At 67.1% G+C, this 18,559-nt stretch carries 18 protein-coding genes; 13 read left to right on the forward strand and 5 right to left on the reverse strand.

Features of this window, described 5'->3' with window-relative positions; translation table 11 throughout:
• Positions 1–113 precede the first annotated feature (113 nt).
• Positions 114–1,100: an AraC family transcriptional regulator gene (locus AB3147_RS02745; RefSeq protein ID WP_367351388.1), complete on the reverse strand. Its 987-nt coding sequence runs from the start codon at positions 1,098–1,100 to the stop codon at positions 114–116.
• Between the two features lie 289 nt (positions 1,101–1,389).
• Between AB3147_RS02745 and AB3147_RS02750 the strand changes: the two genes are divergently transcribed.
• Genes AB3147_RS02750 through AB3147_RS02775 form a run of 6 tightly spaced genes read left to right on the forward strand, consistent with a single transcriptional unit; the run spans position 1,390 to position 7,179 of the window.
• Complete coding sequence (locus AB3147_RS02750) at positions 1,390–2,580, forward strand: ABC transporter substrate-binding protein (RefSeq protein ID WP_367351389.1); 1,191 nt, start codon at positions 1,390–1,392, stop codon at positions 2,578–2,580.
• Positions 2,581–2,612: 32 nt separating this feature from the next.
• Positions 2,613–3,857 carry a dienelactone hydrolase family protein gene (locus tag AB3147_RS02755; protein ID WP_367351390.1) on the forward strand — a complete coding sequence of 415 codons (1,245 nt, stop codon included), beginning with the start codon at positions 2,613–2,615 and terminating at the stop codon, positions 3,855–3,857.
• A gap of 9 nt (positions 3,858–3,866) precedes the next feature.
• Complete coding sequence (locus tag AB3147_RS02760; RefSeq protein WP_175139629.1) at positions 3,867–5,216, forward strand: aromatic ring-hydroxylating dioxygenase subunit alpha; 1,350 nt, start codon at positions 3,867–3,869, stop codon at positions 5,214–5,216.
• A complete protein-coding gene (locus AB3147_RS02765) occupies positions 5,207–5,740 on the forward strand; it encodes an aromatic-ring-hydroxylating dioxygenase subunit beta (RefSeq protein ID WP_105237233.1) in 534 nt (177 codons plus the stop codon). Before AB3147_RS02760 ends, AB3147_RS02765 begins: the two co-directional genes overlap by 10 nt.
• Positions 5,740–6,348, forward strand: a complete 609-nt coding sequence (locus AB3147_RS02770; RefSeq protein ID WP_367351391.1) for a cysteine hydrolase family protein — start codon at positions 5,740–5,742, stop codon at positions 6,346–6,348. The genes AB3147_RS02765 and AB3147_RS02770 overlap by 1 nt, the downstream gene beginning before the upstream one ends.
• A 12-nt stretch (positions 6,349–6,360) precedes the next feature.
• On the forward strand, positions 6,361–7,179 hold the full coding sequence (locus tag AB3147_RS02775; RefSeq protein WP_367351392.1) for an SDR family oxidoreductase: 819 nt from the start codon (positions 6,361–6,363) through the stop codon (positions 7,177–7,179).
• A 130-nt stretch (positions 7,180–7,309) separates the two neighbouring features.
• On the opposite strand, the gene AB3147_RS02780 is transcribed toward AB3147_RS02775, so the two are convergent.
• Positions 7,310–9,100, reverse strand: coding sequence for a DUF342 domain-containing protein (locus tag AB3147_RS02780; protein ID WP_438860963.1), 1,791 nt, complete (start codon positions 9,098–9,100; stop codon positions 7,310–7,312).
• A gap of 271 nt (positions 9,101–9,371) precedes the next feature.
• Here AB3147_RS02780 and AB3147_RS02785 point away from each other — a divergent pair, with 271 nt between their 5' ends.
• On the forward strand, positions 9,372–10,115 hold the full coding sequence (locus AB3147_RS02785; protein WP_367351394.1) for a lytic transglycosylase domain-containing protein: 744 nt from the start codon (positions 9,372–9,374) through the stop codon (positions 10,113–10,115).
• A 35-nt stretch (positions 10,116–10,150) separates the two neighbouring features.
• On the opposite strand, the gene hemL is transcribed toward AB3147_RS02785, so the two are convergent.
• The 3 genes from hemL to AB3147_RS02800 are packed head-to-tail and all read right to left on the reverse strand — an operon-like array spanning position 10,151 to position 12,920.
• Positions 10,151–11,428, reverse strand: coding sequence for a glutamate-1-semialdehyde 2,1-aminomutase (gene hemL, locus AB3147_RS02790; RefSeq protein WP_191578232.1), 1,278 nt, complete (start codon positions 11,426–11,428; stop codon positions 10,151–10,153).
• 5 nt (positions 11,429–11,433) lie between these two features.
• Positions 11,434–12,099: a thiamine phosphate synthase gene (gene thiE, locus AB3147_RS02795; RefSeq protein WP_367351395.1), complete on the reverse strand. Its 666-nt coding sequence runs from the start codon at positions 12,097–12,099 to the stop codon at positions 11,434–11,436.
• A complete protein-coding gene (locus AB3147_RS02800) occupies positions 12,096–12,920 on the reverse strand; it encodes a hydroxymethylpyrimidine/phosphomethylpyrimidine kinase (RefSeq protein ID WP_349677776.1) in 825 nt (274 codons plus the stop codon). The genes thiE and AB3147_RS02800 overlap by 4 nt, the downstream gene beginning before the upstream one ends.
• Before the next feature lie 139 nt (positions 12,921–13,059).
• Between AB3147_RS02800 and AB3147_RS02805 the strand changes: the two genes are divergently transcribed.
• The 6 genes from AB3147_RS02805 to AB3147_RS02830 all read left to right on the forward strand — a co-directional run bounded on the left by AB3147_RS02805 (position 13,060) and on the right by AB3147_RS02830 (position 17,317).
• On the forward strand, positions 13,060–13,224 hold the full coding sequence (locus AB3147_RS02805; RefSeq protein ID WP_003814980.1) for a rubredoxin: 165 nt from the start codon (positions 13,060–13,062) through the stop codon (positions 13,222–13,224).
• Positions 13,225–13,370: 146 nt separating this feature from the next.
• Positions 13,371–13,958 (forward strand): YqgE/AlgH family protein, encoded by a 588-nt coding sequence (locus tag AB3147_RS02810; RefSeq protein WP_175125921.1) that lies wholly within the window; start codon positions 13,371–13,373, stop codon positions 13,956–13,958.
• Positions 13,951–14,352, forward strand: a complete 402-nt coding sequence (gene ruvX, locus AB3147_RS02815; RefSeq protein ID WP_175125920.1) for a Holliday junction resolvase RuvX — start codon at positions 13,951–13,953, stop codon at positions 14,350–14,352. Before AB3147_RS02810 ends, ruvX begins: the two co-directional genes overlap by 8 nt.
• Positions 14,353–14,373: 21 nt before the next feature.
• A complete protein-coding gene (locus tag AB3147_RS02820; RefSeq protein ID WP_218342202.1) occupies positions 14,374–15,294 on the forward strand; it encodes an aspartate carbamoyltransferase in 921 nt (306 codons plus the stop codon).
• A complete protein-coding gene (locus AB3147_RS02825) occupies positions 15,291–16,580 on the forward strand; it encodes a dihydroorotase (protein ID WP_367351396.1) in 1,290 nt (429 codons plus the stop codon). Before AB3147_RS02820 ends, AB3147_RS02825 begins: the two co-directional genes overlap by 4 nt.
• Positions 16,577–17,317: a lysophospholipid acyltransferase family protein gene (locus tag AB3147_RS02830; protein ID WP_367351397.1), complete on the forward strand. Its 741-nt coding sequence runs from the start codon at positions 16,577–16,579 to the stop codon at positions 17,315–17,317. The genes AB3147_RS02825 and AB3147_RS02830 overlap by 4 nt, the downstream gene beginning before the upstream one ends.
• The last annotated feature ends 1,242 nt before the right edge of the window (positions 17,318–18,559 follow it).

Genomic DNA, 18,559 nt, shown 5'->3' on the forward strand with positions numbered 1-18,559 from the left:
GGCCGCGCGGGCGGCCTGGTGGGGCTTACGCAGCGTCTCGCGTCCACGGGCCTGCGCTGCGCGCTTGCGGCGCGCCTAGGGCTGATTCCGGTGTCATGCACCGCAATCCGGGATCAGCTGCCCGCGCGTCGCGTCTCTTTCGGCAGTTCCCCGAACCGTTCCCGGTAATACTCCGAGAATCTCCCCAGATGCCCAAACCCCACGCTCAGCGCCACCTCCGTGACGCTCGCATCCGGCTGCGTCTTCAGCCGGCTCCTCGCCGCGTCCAGCCGAAACGCGCGTAGCGCATTCATCGGCGTCGTATTCCGGTGTTCCTGAAAAAGCCTAGTGAGGGCGGTGGCACTCGCCCCAGCGTGGCGGGCGATGGTGTTCAGCGTCAGCGGGGCGCCGAGGCGTTCTCGCATGAAGGCCTCGGCGACGCTCAGGCGGCGCGGGACGGTGTTGGGCTGGCCCGCGTGGTTTTGCCAAGTATTGGGCTGGTTGTAGAGCAGGTGCAAAACCAGCGTGTCTTCCAGGTGCTCCAGCCACGCCGCGGGCGGGCGGCGGGCGCCGTCGTCCAAGGTGGGCAGCAAGTGGATCAGGCTGCCCATCATGCTGCGCCAGGCGGCGCCGATGGGGGTGTCCAGGCGCAGGGCGGGGCTGAAGTCCAGGGGGCGGGTGGCGGCTTCGCCGAAGGCGCGTTGGCCCATGGCTTCCAGTTTGCCTCTTGGGATCTTTAGCAGCAGTTGTTCGCAGCCGGCTTCCCAGTGCAGCCGCAGGCGGCGGTTGGGGGCGATGACGGCGGCGCAGTCGGGGGCGGCGTTGACGCCTTCGTCGCCGCATTCGATGCGGGCGCGGCCGCGTAGGGGGACCTGCACCAGCATGAAGTCCTGGAGGCGGTCGGGTTCGATGTGGACTTCGGCGCCGTAGCGCAACGTACAGACGGTGAGGGAGCCGAATCGGCCGCGGTTCAGTTCGGCGTCGACGCGGCCGCCTTTCCAGGTGAGGCGGTGGTCCTTGAGGGCTTCGGACACGCGGGCGCGGGTCTCATCCTGTTGCGTGGAGCTGAAGACGCGCCGTTTCAGCAAGGGCGCCAGCTCTAGTCGGGACCAGCCGTGCATGGAAGCCTCCGGGACGGGACCGATCCCGTATCTGCGGGCAGCGTAATGGAATCGCGCGTCATTGGGAATTAAGTGAATCCCGGATAAGCCTGGCGGAATTCGGATAGAGCGGGGGTGGGCGCGGGCCTAATCTTGGCGAGAGGCGCGTGCACGGTGGGCGGGCCTGTTGGAATGGAGGCGCCGCGGCGCGTAAGCTGGGCGACTTGGATCGGCGGCATGCGTGTACCGACGGCAGACGGGTTCTGTCAGCTTTCCGCCAGCGTGGCTGGCGGCGAATACGGGGTGGCACATGAATCGAAATGGATGGAGCCGGCGCGCGCTGGCGGCATTGGTTTGCATGGGCGCTGCGGTGGGCGCGCCGGGTGTGGCGTCGGCGGCCGACAAGGTGACGGTGGGGCTGCTGACGACGCTGTCGGGGCCGGGCGCGGCGCTGGGCAACGAGATCCGGGACGGCTTCAATCTGGCGCTGCAGCATACGGGCGGCAAGCTGGGCGGGTTGGCGGCGGAAGTGGTGGTGGCCGATGACCAGCAGAAGGCGGATACCGGGCGTCAGGCGGTGGAACGTCTTCTTAAGCGTGATCGCGTGAACGTGATGACGGGCATCGTGTTTTCGAATGTGCTGCTGCCTGTGATGCCGGCGATTCTGCAGTCGGACACGATTTATCTCAGCACCAATACGGGCCCGGAGAACTATGCGGGCGCGGGCTGTAATCCGAATTTCTTTGCGGTGGCCTGGCAGAACGAGGACATTCCGGCGGCGATGGGCAAGTACGCGGCCGATCAGGGGTACAAGCGCGTGGCGTTGATCGCGCCGGATTACCCGGGCGGGCGCGAGTCGCTGAACGGCTTCAAGCGTCTGTACAAGGGCGGCGTGGCCGAGGAGATCTACACGCAGCTCGGCCAGCTGGACTATGGCGTGGAGATCACGCAGCTGCGCGCCAGCAAGCCGGATGCGGTGTTTTTCTTTTTGCCGGGCGGGATGGGCGTGAATTTCATCAAGCAGTTCAACGGCGCGGGGCTGTCCAAGGACATCGCGCTGCTGGCGCCGGGATTTTCCGGGGATGAAGACACGATCGCGGCAGTGGGCGCGCCGATCAAGGGCCTGCGCAATACGGCGCAATGGGCGGCCGAACTCGACAACCCGGCCAACCGCAAGTTCGTCGAGGATTTCAAGAAGACCTACAACCGCAGCCCGTCGCTGTATGCGTCGCAGGGGTATGACGCGGCGATGCTGCTGGACAGCGCGGTGCGCCAGACGGGCGGCAAGCTGGATGCCGAGGCGCTGCGTCCGGCGTTGCGGCGTGCGGACTTCAAGTCGGTGCGTGGCGATTTCAAGTTCAACCGCAATCAGTACCCGGTGCAGAACTATTACCTGCGCGTGGTCGAGGCGGACGCCAGCGGCAAGCTGTCGAACAAGCTGTCGGGCACGGTGCTGACGCAATACCAGGATCCCTTCGCCGCCGCGTGCCAGATGAAGTAGGCCGCCGCAGCTTTGCAATACAGGAGATACGCATGACTGAACGCATTACGACGCGCGAGGTGACGATCGCCTCGCACGATGGCAAGTCCTTCGGCGCCTATCTGGCGGTCCCGGCCTCGGGCCGCGGCCCGGGTCTGGTGTTGTGCCAGGAGATCTTTGGCGTCAACGATTTCATGCGGCGCAGCGCGCAACTGCTGGCCGAGGAAGGCTATGTGGTGCTGGTGCCGGATCTGTTCTGGCGTCAGCAGCCGGGCATCCAGCTGACGGACGGGCCGGCGGACATGCCGCGCGCGTTCGAGCTGTACAAGGGTTTTGACGTGGATCTGGGCATCAAGGACATTGCGTCGACGCTGGCGGTGCTGCGCGAACTGCCCGAACAGGAAGGCGGCGCGGGCGTGCTGGGCTATTGCCTGGGCGGCAAGCTGGCTTATCTGGCGGCGTGCCGCACGGACGCGGATGTGGCGGTGGGATATTACGGCGTGGGCATCGAGGACAGCCTTGAGGAAGCCGGCAATCTGCGTGGCCGCCTGGTGCTGCACATTGCCGAGCAGGACGGGTTCTGTCCGCCCGAGGCTCGCAAGCGCATCCTGGAAGCGCTGGGCGGCAAGCCGGGCGTGGAGCTGTACGTGTATCCCGGCGTGGACCATGCGTTTGCACGCACGGGCGGCGATCACTACGACAAGCCGTCGGCGTTGATGGCGCACCAGCGCAGCATGGCGGCGCTGCAGCGCACGATCGGGCCGGAGTTCGATTATTCGTATCTGTGGGACAAGCACTGCGAATATGAATTCGGCACGCGCGACGTGGCGGCGACGATGGCGACGATGGTGGCCGAGCCTTACGTCAACCACATCCCGACGATGACGGGCGGCGTGGGCTACAAGGAGCTGTCGCGCTTCTATCAGCATCATTTCGTGAACAGCAACCCGCCGGACACGCGGCTGGTGCCGCTGTCGCGCACGGTGGGCGCGACGCAGATCGTGGACGAGCTGCTGTTCTGCTTTACCCACACGACCGAGATCGACTGGATGCTGCCGGGCGTCGCGCCGACGGGCAAGTATGTGGAGATCCCGCTGGTGGCCATCGTGAAGTTCTGCGGCGACAAGCTTTATCACGAGCACATCTATTGGGATCAGGCGAGCGTGCTGGTGCAGGTGGGCCTGCTGGATCCGGCCGGTCTGCCCACCGCGGGCCGCGAGACGGCGGCCAAGCTGCTGGACGAAACCCTGCCTTCCAACACGCTGATGGCGCGCTGGAAGGACAGCGCGAACAAGTAGGGAGACGACATGCCATATACCGACGAACAACTGGCGGGGCTGGTGCGCGGCGACAGCGTGCACCGGGCCCTGTACACCGATCCGGCGATCTTCGACCTTGAGATGCAGCGCATCTACGGCCGCGCGTGGATCTACGTGGGCCACGAAAGCCAGGTGCCCAAGACGGGCGACTATCACACGACGCGCCTGGGCGATCAGGACGTGCTGATGGTGCGCGCGGCCGATGGGCGCGTGCACGTGCTGTACAACCGCTGTCCGCACAAAGGGGCGAAGGTGGTGGCCGACGGCGAAGGCTGTGCGGGCAAGTTTTTCCGTTGTCCGTACCACGCTTGGACGTTCAAGCTGGACGGCAGCCATCTGGGGGTGCCGCTCAAGCAAGGGCTGGAAGGCACGTCGTACGATCCCACGGATCCGTCGTTCTCGATGCGGCGGTTGCCGCGCGTCGAGAGCTACCGCGGCTTCGTGTTCGCGAGCCAATCCGCTGAAGGGCAGCCGCTTGTGGATTTTCTGGGCGGCGTGCGCTCGTCCATCGACAACCTGTGCGACCGTTCGCCGGTGGGCGAGGTGGAAGTCGCGGGCGGCATCTTCCGCGTGATGCAGCGGTCGAACTGGAAGGTGTTCTACGAGAACCTGCACGACACGATGCACGCGCGCGTGACGCATGAATCGTCGTATGCGGCGGCGCGCGACGAGGCCAAGGAAATGGGCGAGATGCCGCTCGAGCTGCACATCATGGACGGCAACGGCGAGCCCTACGAGTTCTGGGAGAAGCTGGAGCTGCGCGCCTACGACAACGGCCACGGCTACATGGAGGGCATCTTCAATCCGGGCGCCGCCGAACGCGATCCGGTGTCGCGCGCGCACTTCGAGTCGCTGACCGGCGCTTATGGCGAGCAGCGCGCTCGCGAGATCCTGGGGATGAACCGCCACAACACCGTGATCTACGGCAGCGGCTCGCCCCACACGGTGTTCCAGCAGTTCCGCGTGATCCGGCCGGTGGCGGTGGATCGCACCTTGATCGAGATCCAGACGTTTCGCTGCAAGGGCGCGCCGGAGGGCGTGTTCAAGCGCGCGATGCTGTACGCCAACGTCATCAATTCGCCGTCGTCCAACGTGATGCCGGACGACATCGAGCTCTACAACCGCTGCCAGGAAGGCAACGCGACGCGGGGCGGCGACTGGGTCAGCATGCACCGCTATCACGGCACGGACCGCGTCGAGCCCGACGGCATGGTGTCCGTGAACGGTACCAGCGAATTGCCCATGCGCAATCAGTTCCGCGCGTGGAAGGCTTACATGGAGGCGGGCGCCGGGACCAGCGCAGACGCCACGGCCAAGGGAGACGGCGCATGCTGCTAGATCTGGATTTCGACGTCGGCACCGCGAATCTTGCGCCGGCCGACGTGCCCGCCGACGCCTACCATCGCATCGCGCAGTTCCTGTACCGCGAGGCGCGGTTGCTGGACGAACGGCGCTATGACGAGTGGCAGGCGCTGTGGACCGAGGACGGCATGTACTGGATGCCGCGCAAGCATGGCCAGGAAAGTCCGTACGACTTCATCTCGATCTTCTGGGAAGACCGCATGCTGCGCGACGTGCGCATCCGGCGCCTGGAGCATCCGCGCAACTGGTCGCAGCAACCGCCAACGCGCAGCGTGCGGCTGGTGGGCGGCGTGCAGGTCGAGGGTGTGGATGCGGCCGGCAACCTGGTGGTGCACTCGGTCTTTCAGATGACCGAATGGCGCAAGCGGCAGCCGCGCCAGCTTGCAGGCCGTTATACGCACAAGCTGGCCGCCGAGGGCGATGGCTGGCGCATCCGCATGAAGCGCGTGGACCTCGTGAACTGCGACGATGCGCACGACGCGTTCGAGGTGTTTGTGTGATGAACGCGGACGTGGCGGTGCTGGCGTTGCACTATCAGAACGATGTGCTGCATCCGGATGGCAAGATCCGCGTCGGGCTGGATGCCGACAGCGGAGCGCGCCAGCGCCTGCTGGACAACGCCGCGGCATTACTAGAGGGCGCGCGGTCGCACGCGCTACCCATCGTGCACGTGCGCATTGCATTTCGTCCGGACTACGCGGACCTGCTGCCCAATTGCGAGATCTTCCGCAATGTGGCCACGATCGGCGCGGTGCCGGAAGGGCAGTGGGGCAGCGCGTTCTACGACGGCCTGCATCCGCTGGCGGGCAGCGCGCGCGAGTTCGTCGTCAAGCACACGCGCATCAGCGCGTTCTACGGCACGCCGCTTGAGGAAACCCTGCGGCTGCTGGGCGCGCGGCGGCTGGTGGTGGCGGGCGTGGCGACGCATTCGGTGGTTGAGGGCACGGTGCGCCATGCCGCGGATATCGGCTTCTCGGTGATGGTGGCCGAAGATGCCTGCGCGTCGGCCGATCCGGCGGTGCACGAGGCGTCGCTGGCCAGCATGCGGCTGATCGCGCGGACGGGCTCGGTGCACGACGCGGTACGCTGGGCCGCCGCGCCAAACTGATAAGGAATACACATGGATTTCTCAGGCTTTCCCGGCCTGGCGGGCAAGACCGCCATCGTCACCGGCAGTACGCAAGGCCTGGGCGCGGATATCGCGCGCGGCCTGGCGGCGGCGGGCGCCAACGTCGTGCTGGCCGGCCGCAACGCCGAGGCAGGCGAGGCGCTGGCCAAGGCGTTGGGCGACCGCGCGCTGTTCTGCGAAACCGATATCGGTGAGGACGCCCAGATCCAGGCCTGCATCGACGCCGCGCTGGCGCGCTTTGGCCGGCTGGATTTCCTGGTCAACAACGCCTGCCAGTATGCGGACCGCGGGCTGGCATCGTCGCGGGAGGAATGGCATCGGACGCTGGACACGAACCTCGTGTCGGCGGCGATCTTCACGCAGCTGGCGGCTGCGCATCTGCCCCGCGGCGGCGTGGTCGTGAATCTGGGCAGCACGGGCGGCAAGTTCGGCGCGGCCGGACGCGCGCTGTATCCGGCGTCCAAGGCGGCGCTGCTGCAGATCACCAAGAATTTCGCGGTGGAATTGGCGCCGGCCGGGGTGCGTGTGTTGGCCGTGTCGCCAGCGTGGACCTGGTCGCCGTCGGTGGAACAGCTGTCGGGCGGATCGCGCCAGGCAGCCGATGCGGTGGGCGCGCATTTTCATCCGCTGGGCCGCGTGGGTTCCGGCGAGGAGATCGCGGCTGCTGTGTGTTTTGCGTGCTCCGACGCGGCATCGTGGATGACGGGCGTCGACATTCCCGTGGACGGCGGCTTCTCGATCCTGGGCCCGGACCGCGGCATCTCGCCGCGCGTGTGGTTCCAGGAATTGATGCCGGACGACGGCGCCTGAGAGGGGGTCAGACACCCGACTTAGTCCTAAGCCGGTCGGAGGGGAAGCCGCAGGGGGGGCAGCCCCCCGATTGGGTGCTATGTCGGTTCCGCACGAGGGCTGCGCGGCTGCCAACGCCCTCGCGCGCCCATCAGCGAATCACGATCTCCCCTTCTTCCAGGCCAGCCTTGCCGCCCACCTGGTCTTCCAGGAACTCCTGCATCTTGTTGCCCAGCTGAATCTTGGTGCCGCTACAGAACCGCCGCGTGGCGGCGATAGTGGCGTTCTGCTGGGGCAGCAGGTCGCGGGCCAGTTGCGCTTCCTCGGTTTCCAGCCCGGCCAGGTCGCCGATGAGCTTGGTGTGCGTGTTGCGCGCGCGTTCGACCACGTCGCCCGTGGCCCGTTGCGGGTTCGCCTGCAGGAACATCAGCAGTTGTTCCAGCTTGGCCTTTTCCTCGTTCATCTTCAGGCGCTTGCGCGTGAGCGCCGAGCGTTTGATGTCGGCGTGCGGGTCCAGGCCTGCCTGCACCAGCGTCGGAATGCCCGCGGGCGAGCCGATGGTGCCGGCGCGCACTGCCAGCAGCGCGCGGGTCTCGCCGCCCGTGATGGCGCTTTGCTGCGTGTTGGGCGGGCCGACGTTCACGCTGCCGCCGGCGGCGATGCTGCACTGGCGGATTTCACGTTCGACATCGATGTCCTGGCCCGCGCTGATGACGGCGTTCTCGATGAACTTGGCCCGCAGCGTGCCGCCGCAGACGATGTGCGCGGTGCGCGGTGTTCCCGAGGCGTCGTGCACGGTTTCGGCCATGCCGATGATGCCGCCCTTGACGGTGACGCTGCCGCCGGCCTCGACCAGCGCGGCTTCGATGGTGCCGTTGACGACCACGTCACCGGTCACGCGCACTTCCATGGTGGCGGCGATGTCGCCGCGCACCTGCAGGGAGCCTTCGAAGTTGATGTTGCCGGTGGACAGGTTGACGGCGTCCACCTCCACCATGGGGTTGACCTGCACGCCGTGGGTGATGAGCGTCGGCGTGCCGGAAATGGCCGCGCGCAGCAGCAGTGGATCTTCCGGATCGATCTCGACGCCGGACAGTTCCTTGGAAAACGGGGTGTCCGGCAACTCGTCGGGCAGCACGGCCGCGCCCAGCACGTTGGTGCCGTCCACGCCGGGCAGCGGCGGAAAGCGGCGCATGAGCGGCGTGCCGGGCGACACAAGCAGCAGGCTGCCGAGGTCGCGGTAATCCACCTGGGCCAATTCGTCGATGTCCTCGGCGCGGGGCTTCAGGCGGTCCAGCAGGCTTTCAAAACGGGTGGGCGTGCCGCGCGTGGGCGGCGTGCCCTGCGCGGCCAGGATGGTCTCGGCGCGTCCCAACGCTACGGCCTCGGCCAGCGCGCCGTCCAGCACGCCGTGCACGATGCCCTGATCCGCCAGGGCCTGGCGCACCGCTTCCAGCGTGATGGGCTTGCCGCCCTTGGGCGGGTGCAGCGTCAGCGTTGCCGCCATGAGGGTGGCGTTCAGCTCGATGTCGAAGCTGCCGTCCACGACCTTGCCGACGGGGCTCTGGACGGGCTCGGCGGCCGTGCGGCACAGGTGGATGAAGGCGACGATGGCGTGATTGTCGAGCGCATCGGGGCCCCAGCCTTGTGCGGCCGCGGCAGCGACCAGCACGTCCCACGTCGGAAGGTCGGTGTTGACCGGCGGGGCGTCGGCCTCGTCGGCAACCGCAACGTCGGCATCCTCGTCGGCGGTCTGGGCATCGGCCTGGGAGGCGGACGGTGAACCAGCCGGTGCATCGGCAGGGTCGCCGCCTTCCGCTTTCGCTGTACCGGGTGCGCCGTCGGCGACGGCGGATTCGGGACGAGGTGGCGGCGTATACACCGCCGTCAGGACGTTGGTGTCGGCATCCAGTATCAACTGGAGCAAGTTTTCTGCGCCCATTTCACCCTCTCTCCGATTCCGGCACGAGCGGCCGGTTCAATCATTTGGTAATTGAACGAAATATTACGTCATATTCTTTGCCGGGACGATCTTTACCGGCGGTAACAGCCAAAATTTATCGGCCGCATGGCCTAGTCGCGTCCCCGATTTTCCCTGGGAAACGTGCGCGCCATCGCGATCTAGATCATCGGCAGGAAAGACAGGACCGGGATGGCGCAAGCAGCATAAGGGCTCGCCAACGCGTCTCAGGACGCCGCCGGAGCCCCGTCCCATGTCCCACCCACCTTCCTCCATTCTTTCGGCCACGCGCGCCATGCTGGCGCGCGCCGGCGGGATGGCGGCGCTGGCGACGGGTGCTCTGGCGCTGGCGGCCGCCGCTCCCGTGCAGGCCGCCGACACCTACCGCTACAAGGATCCGTTCGGCGTCTGGCGCACGATGAAGGTGCCAACCGGCACCGGTAAATACTACAAGCGCGCGCAAGCAAGAACCGCGCTGCGCGGCGGCGCCGAGAAATTGTGCCTGACCTGTGAGCCGGAAGCCGGTGACGGCGCCCGCCGCGTGACTCGCGCGCCCGCCGAACCGGCGTTGCGCTGGAGCACCGTCAAACCCACGACCAAGCACGACAACCTGATCGCCCGCGCTGCGTTGGATTCGGGAGTCGACCAGGCGTTGCTGACGGCCGTCATCGCCATCGAATCGGGCTTTCGCAGCGATGCCCGCTCGCCCAAGGGTGCGCTGGGCCTGATGCAATTGATGCCGGCCACGGCGGCGCCGTTGCTGTCGGTGGATGACGTGGAACGCGCGCTGGTGGATCCGGCGACCAATGTGCAGGCCGGATCGCGCCACCTGCGCCGGCTGATCGACCGGTATCCGGGCCGCCTGGATCTTGCGCTGGCCGCGTACAACGCGGGCGAGGGCGCGGTGCGCAAGTACGACGCAGTGCCGCCGTACGCGGAAACCCAGGCCTATGTGAAGAATGTGACGGCGCTGTACGAGCAGTACAAGGCGCCGTGACGCAAGCGGGCGCGAAGCCCGCTCCGGACAACCGCTTAAAGCCCTGCGAACACCTTGTCCGCGATATCCAGCGTGGCCTGGATGACGGTGTCGTCGTGCGTGGCCGACACGAAGCCCGCTTCGAAGGCGGACGGCGCGAAGTGCACGCCGTTGTCCAGCATGGCATGGAAGAAGCGGTTGAATGCCGCCGTGTCGCAGGCCGAGACCTGCGCGAACGAGGCCGGGATGCTGTCGCTGAAGTAGATGCCGAACATGCCGCCCACCGAGTCCGCCGAGAAGGGCAGGCCGGCCTTGCGCGCGCGTTCCTGCAAGCCTTGCGCCAGCTTGGCGGTCTGCGCCGACAGATTCTCGTAGAAGCCCGGCGCGCCGATCAGTCGCAGCGTGGCCAGACCCGCTGCCACGGCCACCGGATTGCCGGACAACGTGCCGGCCTGGTAGACGCCGCCCAGCGGGGCGATGTGCTTCATGACTTCGGCGCTGCCGCCGAAGGCGCCCACCGGCATGCCGCCGCCGATCACCTTGGCCAGCGTGGTGATGTCGGGCTTGACGCCCGTCAGGCCCTGCACGCCTTGCGGTCCCACGCGAAAGCCCGTCATGACTTCGTCGAAAATCAGCAGCGCACCGTGCTGCGTGCAGACCTCGCGCAGACCTTCCAGGAAGCCGGGCGCCGGCTTGATGAGGTTCATGTTGCCGGCGACCGGCTCCACGATGATGCAGGCGATGTCGGCGCCGTGCTGCGCAAAGGCTTCGCGCACGGCATCCAGGTTGTTGTATTCCAGGGTCAGCGTGTGCGAGACGAACTCAGGCGGCACGCCGGCCGAGCTGGGATTGCCGAAGGTCAGCAGCCCCGATCCGGCCTTGACCAGCAGGCTGTCCGAATGGCCGTGATAGCAGCCCTCGAACTTGACGATCTTGGCGCGGCCGGTGGCCCCACGTGCCAGACGGATCGCCGTCATGGTGGCTTCGGTGCCCGAGCTGACCAGCCGCACCTGTTCCAGCGACGGCAGGCGCGAGATCAGCACTTCGGCCAGCTCGATTTCCGCTTCAGTCGGCGCGCCGAATGACAGGCCGTTGACGGCCGCTTCCTGCACCGCGCGCACCACTTCCGGGTGCGAGTGGCCCAGAATGGCCGGGCCCCACGAACCGACGTAGTCGATGTACTGCTTGTCTTCCGCATCCCACACGTACGGGCCTTGCGCGCGCTTGATAAAGCGCGGCGTGCCGCCCACAGAGCGGAAAGCGCGAACGGGCGAGTTGACGCCGCCGGGAATGCTGCGGCAGGCGCGGTCGAAGAGCTGAGCGTTACTGGACATGGCGATCAAGGCTTACGGTTGGAGTTGGCGGAATAGGGCGCGGAGCAGGCCACGGCGGCGGCCCGGACGCTGGGCACCTCGAACAGCGCCGTGATGACGGCGATGGCGTCGGCGCCGGCCTGGGCCACGAGCGGCGCATTGGCGGGCGTGATGCCCCCGATGGCGACCACCGCGGGCCGGGGCGCGTCGCGCTCGTCGGCAAGGCGGCGGGCTTCGGTCAGGACGGACAGCGGCGCGCGCACCGTGTCGGGTTTGACGGTGGACGCGAACATGGCGCCGAACGCGATGTAGTCTGCGCCCGCGTCGAGCAATTCACGTGCCCGCGTCAGGTCGTCGTAGCTGGAGCCGCCCAGGATCAAATCGGGGCCGGCTTCGCGGCGGATGTGCGCCAGGCTTTCGTCGTCGCGCCCCACGTGCGCGCCGTCTGCGCCGACGTCCAGCGCCAGGCGCCAGTCGTCATTGATGAGAAACACCACACCTAGTTCGCGGCACAGCGGCGCCAGGGCGCGGGCCTGCGCGGCGCGCACGGCGTCAGGCACGTTCTTGCGGCGCAATTGCAGCGACCGCATGCCGCCCGCGGCCGCGTCACGCACGGCCTTGAGCAGGCGGTCGGTGTCGTCCCATTCAGGCGTCACTCCATACAGGCCGGTGGGAAAACGCAGCGATTTCATTGGGGCAGGATCCGATTGGGAATGCGCCGGCCCATGCCCGGCAGGAAGCTGGCGGCCACGGCGGCGTCGGCGTGGACCAGACCCTGGCGCACGGCCTCCGGCATTTCCAGGCCCTGCGCCAGCATGGCGGTGATTGCGGTGGCGGCCAGGCCGCCGGCATCGCCGTTGCGGTCCGGGGGCGCCTGCCAGGGCCACGTATGGGTCTGGCCGCCGGGTCCGAGCAGTACGTTGGCGAAGTGGCCGGGGCGTTGGGGGCTGCCCAGCACCAGGACCCACGCCGCGCCGGCCGCCACGAGGGCGTGCATGGGCGTAGGTGCGTCCCCGATATCGATGTCGCCGTCGGCGTGCCACTGGGCGAGGCGCAGGTGTTCAATGACCAGCAGGTCGGTCTGCGGCAGCACCAGTTCGAGGGTCGCGGCCAGCAGGTCGTCGGCTTCGTCCTCGTCGGCGGCATTGGCGGGCACCTGCGCGCGCTGGCCCAGGTGCAGCACCAGCGGGACCTGGCTGTAGTCGGCGGCAACCTGCGCCGCCACGCTTGCCGTTTCCGCGGTGTATAGTCCGCCCACCTTGATGGCCTGAACCGACATGTCTTCGAGCAGGCAACGCGCCTGGTCGTCCAGCAGATCGGGGGAAACGGGGTGGATTTCTTCGATGCCGGCGGTGTCCTGCACGGTCAGCGCGGTTACGGCCGCCAGGCCATGACAGCCCAGACGGGCGCAGGTGACGGCATCCGCGGGCAAACCGTCTGATCCCGAGGGATCGAGCGGGCCGAAGACCAAAACGAGAGGGGGAGTAACGGGGGCCACGTGACAGTGCTTGATTGAGGGCGCCCCGGCTCATTTGGCATGAATCAGGGGAACCCCTATTGGGTTTCGGTAAGATTGTCCCCATTCTAATGGAAGCCCCTCACCTTTGCCCCACCGCGGGGACGCCGGTGGGGTTTTGATGTAAGAGAGAACTATGCGTACTTGGATGTGTCTGATTTGCGGCTGGGTCTATGACGAAGAGGCCGGCCTGCCCGACGAAGGCATTGCACCCGGCACCCGCTGGGAAGACGTGCCGCCAAACTGGGTCTGTCCCGAATGCGGCGCCCGCAAAGAGGACTTCGAACTGATGGAAATCTGAAACCGTCACGCCGACAACTTCCGCCAGGGCTCGTAAGATGGGGCATACCCCATTCTTCGTAACCGCCGGACTGCCGCCAGGCATGACGTTTGCGTCTGCGCAATCACTCCCAACGGTTTTCTCAGACTACCCATGAAGGGGTTGCCATGACGGAAAAACACCACGAAAACGCCAGCACCGAGGCGGCCAACTTCGCCAACCAGTTCCTGATCGCCATGCCGGGCATGGTCGAAGGAAGCCTGGCGGGTTCCGTCATCTACGTGTGCGAGCACACTGACCGCGGCGCGCTGGGACTGGTCATCAACCGTCCCACCGATCTCACGCTGGGCACGCTGTTCGAACGCATCGACCTGACGCTCGAGATCGGACCCGTCAAGGACACGTTCGTCTTCTTTGGCGGACCGGTCCAGACGGATCGCGGCTTTGTGCTGCACGCGCCCGCCGGCGACTACAGTTCCAGCATCAAGCTGGGCGACATGGCGCTGACCACCTCGCGCGATGTGTTGCAGGCGGTGGCCGATGGCAACGGGCCGGCACGCATGCTGGTCACGCTGGGCTACGCCGGCTGGGGCGCAGGCCAGCTCGAAAGCGAAATGGGCCAGAACGCCTGGCTGAGCGTGAGCGCGGACGCGCACATCATCTTCGACGTGCCGCCCGAGGAACGCTACCCCGCCGCGCTCAAGCTGCTGGGCATCGACCCGGTCATGCTGGCGGGCGACGCTGGCCATGCCTGAAGAAACCCTGCTCGCCTTCGATTTCGGCGAAAAGAAGATCGGCATTGCCATCGGCAATACGCTGACGCGGCAGGCGCGTCCGCTCGAAATCATCTTCAGTGAAGTCCGCGACGCGCGCTTCGGCCGCATCGCGGCACTGCTGCAGGAATGGCAGCCGCACCGCGTCGTCGTCGGTCTGGCGCTGGACGCCGAAGGCGGCGAACAACCCGCCACGGCACGCTGCCGCCGCTTTGCCAACCAACTGAATGGCCGTTTCGGCATCGCCGTGGAACTGGTGGACGAACGCGGCTCCAGCATGGAGGCGCAACGCCTGCTCGGCACACATGCCGCGGACGACGCGATGGCGGCGGCGGTTATCCTGCAACGCTATCTGGACGCCTTGCCCGCGGTCTGACGGCCGCGGCCTGTCTTGCCCATGCTCAATCCGCAACTCGACCGCCGCGGCGAACTCACGCATCTGCTGACTACCGAAGGGCTGCCGCGCCGGCACGTCGAGCGCCTGCTCGAGATGGCGCGCGCGCCGTCGGCGTCCGACGATTCGCCGCCGTCCATCGCGCCGGAAATGCCGGTATTTCTGTGTCTGCCCGACACGGACACTGCAGCCTGCGACGCCTACGCCGCTGCCACGGCCAGCCTGTCGATGCTGCCGGTGCCGCTGGAAGCGCAAGCCATTGAGGCGCTTGCGGAAACGGCCGCTGCGTTGGCGCCTGGCGTGCTGATCCTGCGCCACGGCCAGAGCGGCGCGGCCCATTGCGCCGCGGCCCATGCCGCGCCCGGTTTGCACGTGCTCAATGCGGGCGACGGACGGCATGCCGATCCCGTAGCCGCATTGGCGCTGGTACAGGCCATCATCGAGATCAAACCTGACCTCACCAGCCTCGTCGTGACGCTGGTGGGCGACATCCGCCATTCCGGTGTGGCGCGTTCCGTCATCCATCTGCTGACCACACTGGGCGTGCCCGAAGTGCGGGTCGCCGCGCCGCGCACGCTGCTGCCTGACGGCCTGGCCCAACTGGGTGTGCGCGCGTGCGCAACGCTGCAGGAAAGCCTGAGCGATGCGGACGTGGTGATCGCGCTGCCGCTGAATGTCGAAGAAATCAGCGGCGCGCAGCTTCCGTCGGCGCGCGAATACGCCTGCACCCACGGCATCACGCTCGCGGCGCTGGCGTTTGCCAAGCCGGATGTGCTGCTGCTGCCCGCGGGCGGGCTGGTGCCGGGCGTGGAAGTGGATGGCGACATCGCCGCCGCCCTCGAACCCACCGAAGCGCGCGTCGCGGCGCTTGAACAACCCCTGCGCACGGCGGTGCTGCGCGTGCTGGCCGGAGCGGCGCCATGAGACTGCACATAGCCAACGGCCGGCTGATCGATCCCGCAAACGGCGTGGATGGTCAGCACGATCTCTACATTGCCGCGGGCCGCATCGTCGCGGTTGGCGCGGCGCCCGACGCCTTCCAGGCGGATCGGCGTATTGATGCAACGGGCCTGGCCGTGTTGCCGGGCCTGATCGATCTGTCGGCGCGCGTGACGCAGCCGGGCAACGCGGGATTAGCGCCCGGCGAACTGCGCGCTGCCTTGGCCGGTGGCGTGACGCGCCTGGTGCTGCCGCCCGATGCCGATAATCCGCCGGACGAACCGACCAAGCTCGAGGCGCTGCTGCGCCACACGCAGGCGGGGCAGTGCGCAGTTCACCCGCTGGGCGCGATGACCGTGGGCCTGGCCGGCGAAACACTGACCGAGATGGCGCTGCTGGCGCGGGCAGGCAGCATCGCGTTCGCACAGGGCGAGTCGCTCGTGGCGGACACGCGGGTGCTTTGGGGCGCGATGCGTTACGCAAGCGGTCTGGGCCAGACGCTATGGCTGCGTGCGCAAGACCCCTGGCTTGCACGGGGCGCCTCGGCCGCCAGCGGCGCGTACGCGGAACGCCTGGGCCTTGAAGGCATGCCGGCGCAGGCAGAGACGGTGGCGCTGCAGACGATCTTCGAATTGCAGCGCGCGACCGGCGCGCGCGTGCACCTGTCGCGCCTGTCGACAGCGGCCGGCGTGGAACTGTTGCGCGCGGCCCGCCGGGAAGGCCTGCCGGTCACGGCGGATGTGTCCATGAACAACCTGCTGCTGACGGACGTGGACATCGGCTTCTTCGACACGAATCACCGCCTGTCGCCGCCGCTGCGCGGCCAGCGTGACCGCGACGCGCTTCAGTCGGCGCTGGCGGAGGGCGTGATCGACGCGCTGTGCTCGGATCACACGCCGGTGGACGCACGAGGCAAGGCCGCCCCGTTCGCGGCCGCCACACCGGGCGCAACCGGTCTTGAACTGCTGCTGTCGCTGGCTCTGAAGTGGGCGCGCGACAGCCGCCGTTCAGTCGGCGACGCGTTGGCACGCGTGACGTCGGGCCCGGCCACCGTGCTGTCCGCCGTCGCGCCGCACGTGGGTCCATGCGGCAATCTGGGCGTGGACGCGCCGGCAGACCTGTGTCTGGCGGACCTGGACACCGAATGGATGGTGATGCCGGCAGCACTGCAAAGCCGCAGCGCCCAGACACCTTTCGCAGGTATGATGCTGCCCGGTCGAGTACGAGCCACCGTGGTCGGTGGTCAACCGGCCTGGGAGACTCCAGTTTGAAGCTGCTGCGCTTTGTCCTACGGCTGAGCCTTGTCCTGCCCCTGATCATTTTCGGCCTGCTGAGCGTGGGCCTAGCCTACCCCCTGATGCGCCCCGCAGCCCGCGCCCGGCTGAACCGCCGGTGGTCGCGCTGGCTGATGGCAGCCTGTGGCATCAAGGTCATCCTCAAGGGCGAACCACGCGTGGAAGGACCGGTGCTGCTGGTGGCCAACCACGTGTCCTGGGTCGACATCTTCGTCCTGAACTCGGCCCGCGCGACGTCTTTCGTGGCCAAGAGCGAGATCCGCGCCTGGCCGGTGATCGGCTGGCTGGTCGCCGGCGCAGGCACGCTGTTCATTGAACGCGGCCAGCGCCACGCGGTGCACGCGATGGGCGAGTCGATGCAGGCGCGCTTCAAACAGGGCGACGCGGTCGGCCTGTTTCCGGAAGGCACGACGACCGAAGGCTTCGAGCTCCTCCCTTTCCACGCCAGCCTCTTCGAACCCGCCCGCGCGGCGGCGGTTGAAATCCAACCCGTGGCGCTGCGGTTCATGCAGCACGGCAAGCGCAGCGGATATGCGGCGTTTGTGGGGGAGGAGTCTTTGGTGGGTAACCTTTGGCGGGTGCTGGGCGTGACCGGTTTATCCGTCGAAGTGGTATTTCTGCCGCCGCTGGCTGCGCGTCATCCGGATGGGAGTCTGCCGACACGGTTGGAACTGTCGCATCAGGCTCGGGATGCGATTGCTCGGGTGCTCTGATTTACGTGATTTCTGGCTGGGTGTGAACTAGCACTGTAGGTCTTTGTACGTTGCTTGCCGGTGTTGCGGGTTTGGTTCTTGACGTGTCCTGGGCGGTGACGTGCTTCGGGTTTTAAGGCGTTCGGTGCGGAGACGGATTCGGTTTTTTAGGCGTTCAGTGCTGCGGCGACTTCGGTTCTTAAGACGTCCGGCACGGTGGCGTCCCGGGGCGCGCGGGGCCACGATTGCGGTCCGGAGCCTTCGCTCCGGACTGCCCCGTCGTCATCTTCGTCCGCCTTCGGCTCCCTTCAGATTCCCTCGGGCTTATCGACGCCCCGCGCACCCCGGGACGCCACCGCACCGGACTCTGGCAATTCAAGTTTTCAGGCAGCTGGGGCGGTCGGCGTGCTTGGCATTCTTGCGCAGTTCCTTTCGGGCTCGGAGCATCTTGCGATGCCCGTCTCCGTTCGGCCGCGCGGGCGGCCTCCGGAGACTTACGCGGCATCTTGCGTTGAAATGATGACGCTTCGCGAGTAGGTAACGCTTGGGTTTTTGACACCCGCGAAGACTGGCTGCAGGCTCGAAGTGTGCTCCCTGGTTTCAGACTCCCATCCCTTGGCGAAGGCGCTAGCTTGTCCAGGTGCCCGACACCCGCGGACTTGTAAGACTGGTTCGGGTGTCAGACACCAGCAGATTCGTAGGACTGGTTCCGGTGTCTGACACCTTCGTGCGAGCACGGCTCGCTGCTAATCGTCACTTGAACTCAAGTGCCCGATGGGCGGCGCGAACAGGTCGGCAGGTTGTGGCGGATCGTCGCGGCGCCGCCCATCACCGCCCCACCCACCGTGACGGCGGCCCATTAGCAAACCAATCCCCGCCAGCGCGAAGCGCACCCCGCTACGACGTCCCACAGACCCGATGCCGGGTTGCCGCCGTCCGGGCGGCAGCAACCCGGCGGCCCCGCAGATCTCCTTCCCTGAACACAGGTCTTGTAGCGCCACAAACCAAAGACCCTCGTAGCACGGCGTCGTGGTCACCGGGGAGGCGAGCGCCGTCGATGCGCCCGAGGGAATCTGAAGGGAGCCGAAGGCGGACGAAGATGACGACGGGGAAGTCCGGAGCGAAGGCTCCGGACCGCAATCGTGGGCGATCGCCTCCCCGGTGGCCGCGGCGTCGGGCGACCTACGAAGAACCGAAGAAAGCGACCTACGAAGACCTAAAGAAGCGACCTACGAAGATCGAAAGAATCAACGCAAGAAGATC

Origin of the sequence: Achromobacter animicus (genome assembly GCF_040775605.1) — a bacterium.
GTDB classification, from domain to species: domain Bacteria; phylum Pseudomonadota; class Gammaproteobacteria; order Burkholderiales; family Burkholderiaceae_B; genus Achromobacter; species Achromobacter animicus.

Excerpts from the sequence above, each read along its gene's own strand:
- AB3147_RS02745 (WP_367351388.1), bottom strand. The coding sequence starts at position 1,100 with ATGCACGGCTGGTCCCGACTAGAGCTGGCGCCCTTGCTGAAACGGCGC.
- AB3147_RS02750 (WP_367351389.1), top strand. The coding sequence starts at position 1,390 with ATGAATCGAAATGGATGGAGCCGGCGCGCGCTGGCGGCATTGGTTTGC.
- AB3147_RS02755 (WP_367351390.1), top strand. The coding sequence starts at position 2,613 with ATGACTGAACGCATTACGACGCGCGAGGTGACGATCGCCTCGCACGAT.
- AB3147_RS02760 (WP_175139629.1), top strand. The coding sequence starts at position 3,867 with ATGCCATATACCGACGAACAACTGGCGGGGCTGGTGCGCGGCGACAGC.
- AB3147_RS02765 (WP_105237233.1), top strand. The coding sequence starts at position 5,207 with ATGCTGCTAGATCTGGATTTCGACGTCGGCACCGCGAATCTTGCGCCG.
- AB3147_RS02770 (WP_367351391.1), top strand. The coding sequence starts at position 5,740 with ATGAACGCGGACGTGGCGGTGCTGGCGTTGCACTATCAGAACGATGTG.
- AB3147_RS02775 (WP_367351392.1), top strand. The coding sequence starts at position 6,361 with ATGGATTTCTCAGGCTTTCCCGGCCTGGCGGGCAAGACCGCCATCGTC.
- AB3147_RS02780 (WP_438860963.1), bottom strand. The coding sequence starts at position 9,100 with ATGGGCGCAGAAAACTTGCTCCAGTTGATACTGGATGCCGACACCAAC.
- AB3147_RS02785 (WP_367351394.1), top strand. The coding sequence starts at position 9,372 with ATGTCCCACCCACCTTCCTCCATTCTTTCGGCCACGCGCGCCATGCTG.
- hemL (WP_191578232.1), bottom strand. The coding sequence starts at position 11,428 with ATGTCCAGTAACGCTCAGCTCTTCGACCGCGCCTGCCGCAGCATTCCC.
- thiE (WP_367351395.1), bottom strand. The coding sequence starts at position 12,099 with ATGAAATCGCTGCGTTTTCCCACCGGCCTGTATGGAGTGACGCCTGAA.
- AB3147_RS02805 (WP_003814980.1), top strand. The coding sequence starts at position 13,060 with ATGCGTACTTGGATGTGTCTGATTTGCGGCTGGGTCTATGACGAAGAG.
- AB3147_RS02810 (WP_175125921.1), top strand. The coding sequence starts at position 13,371 with ATGACGGAAAAACACCACGAAAACGCCAGCACCGAGGCGGCCAACTTC.
- ruvX (WP_175125920.1), top strand. The coding sequence starts at position 13,951 with ATGCCTGAAGAAACCCTGCTCGCCTTCGATTTCGGCGAAAAGAAGATC.
- AB3147_RS02820 (WP_218342202.1), top strand. The coding sequence starts at position 14,374 with ATGCTCAATCCGCAACTCGACCGCCGCGGCGAACTCACGCATCTGCTG.
- AB3147_RS02825 (WP_367351396.1), top strand. The coding sequence starts at position 15,291 with ATGAGACTGCACATAGCCAACGGCCGGCTGATCGATCCCGCAAACGGC.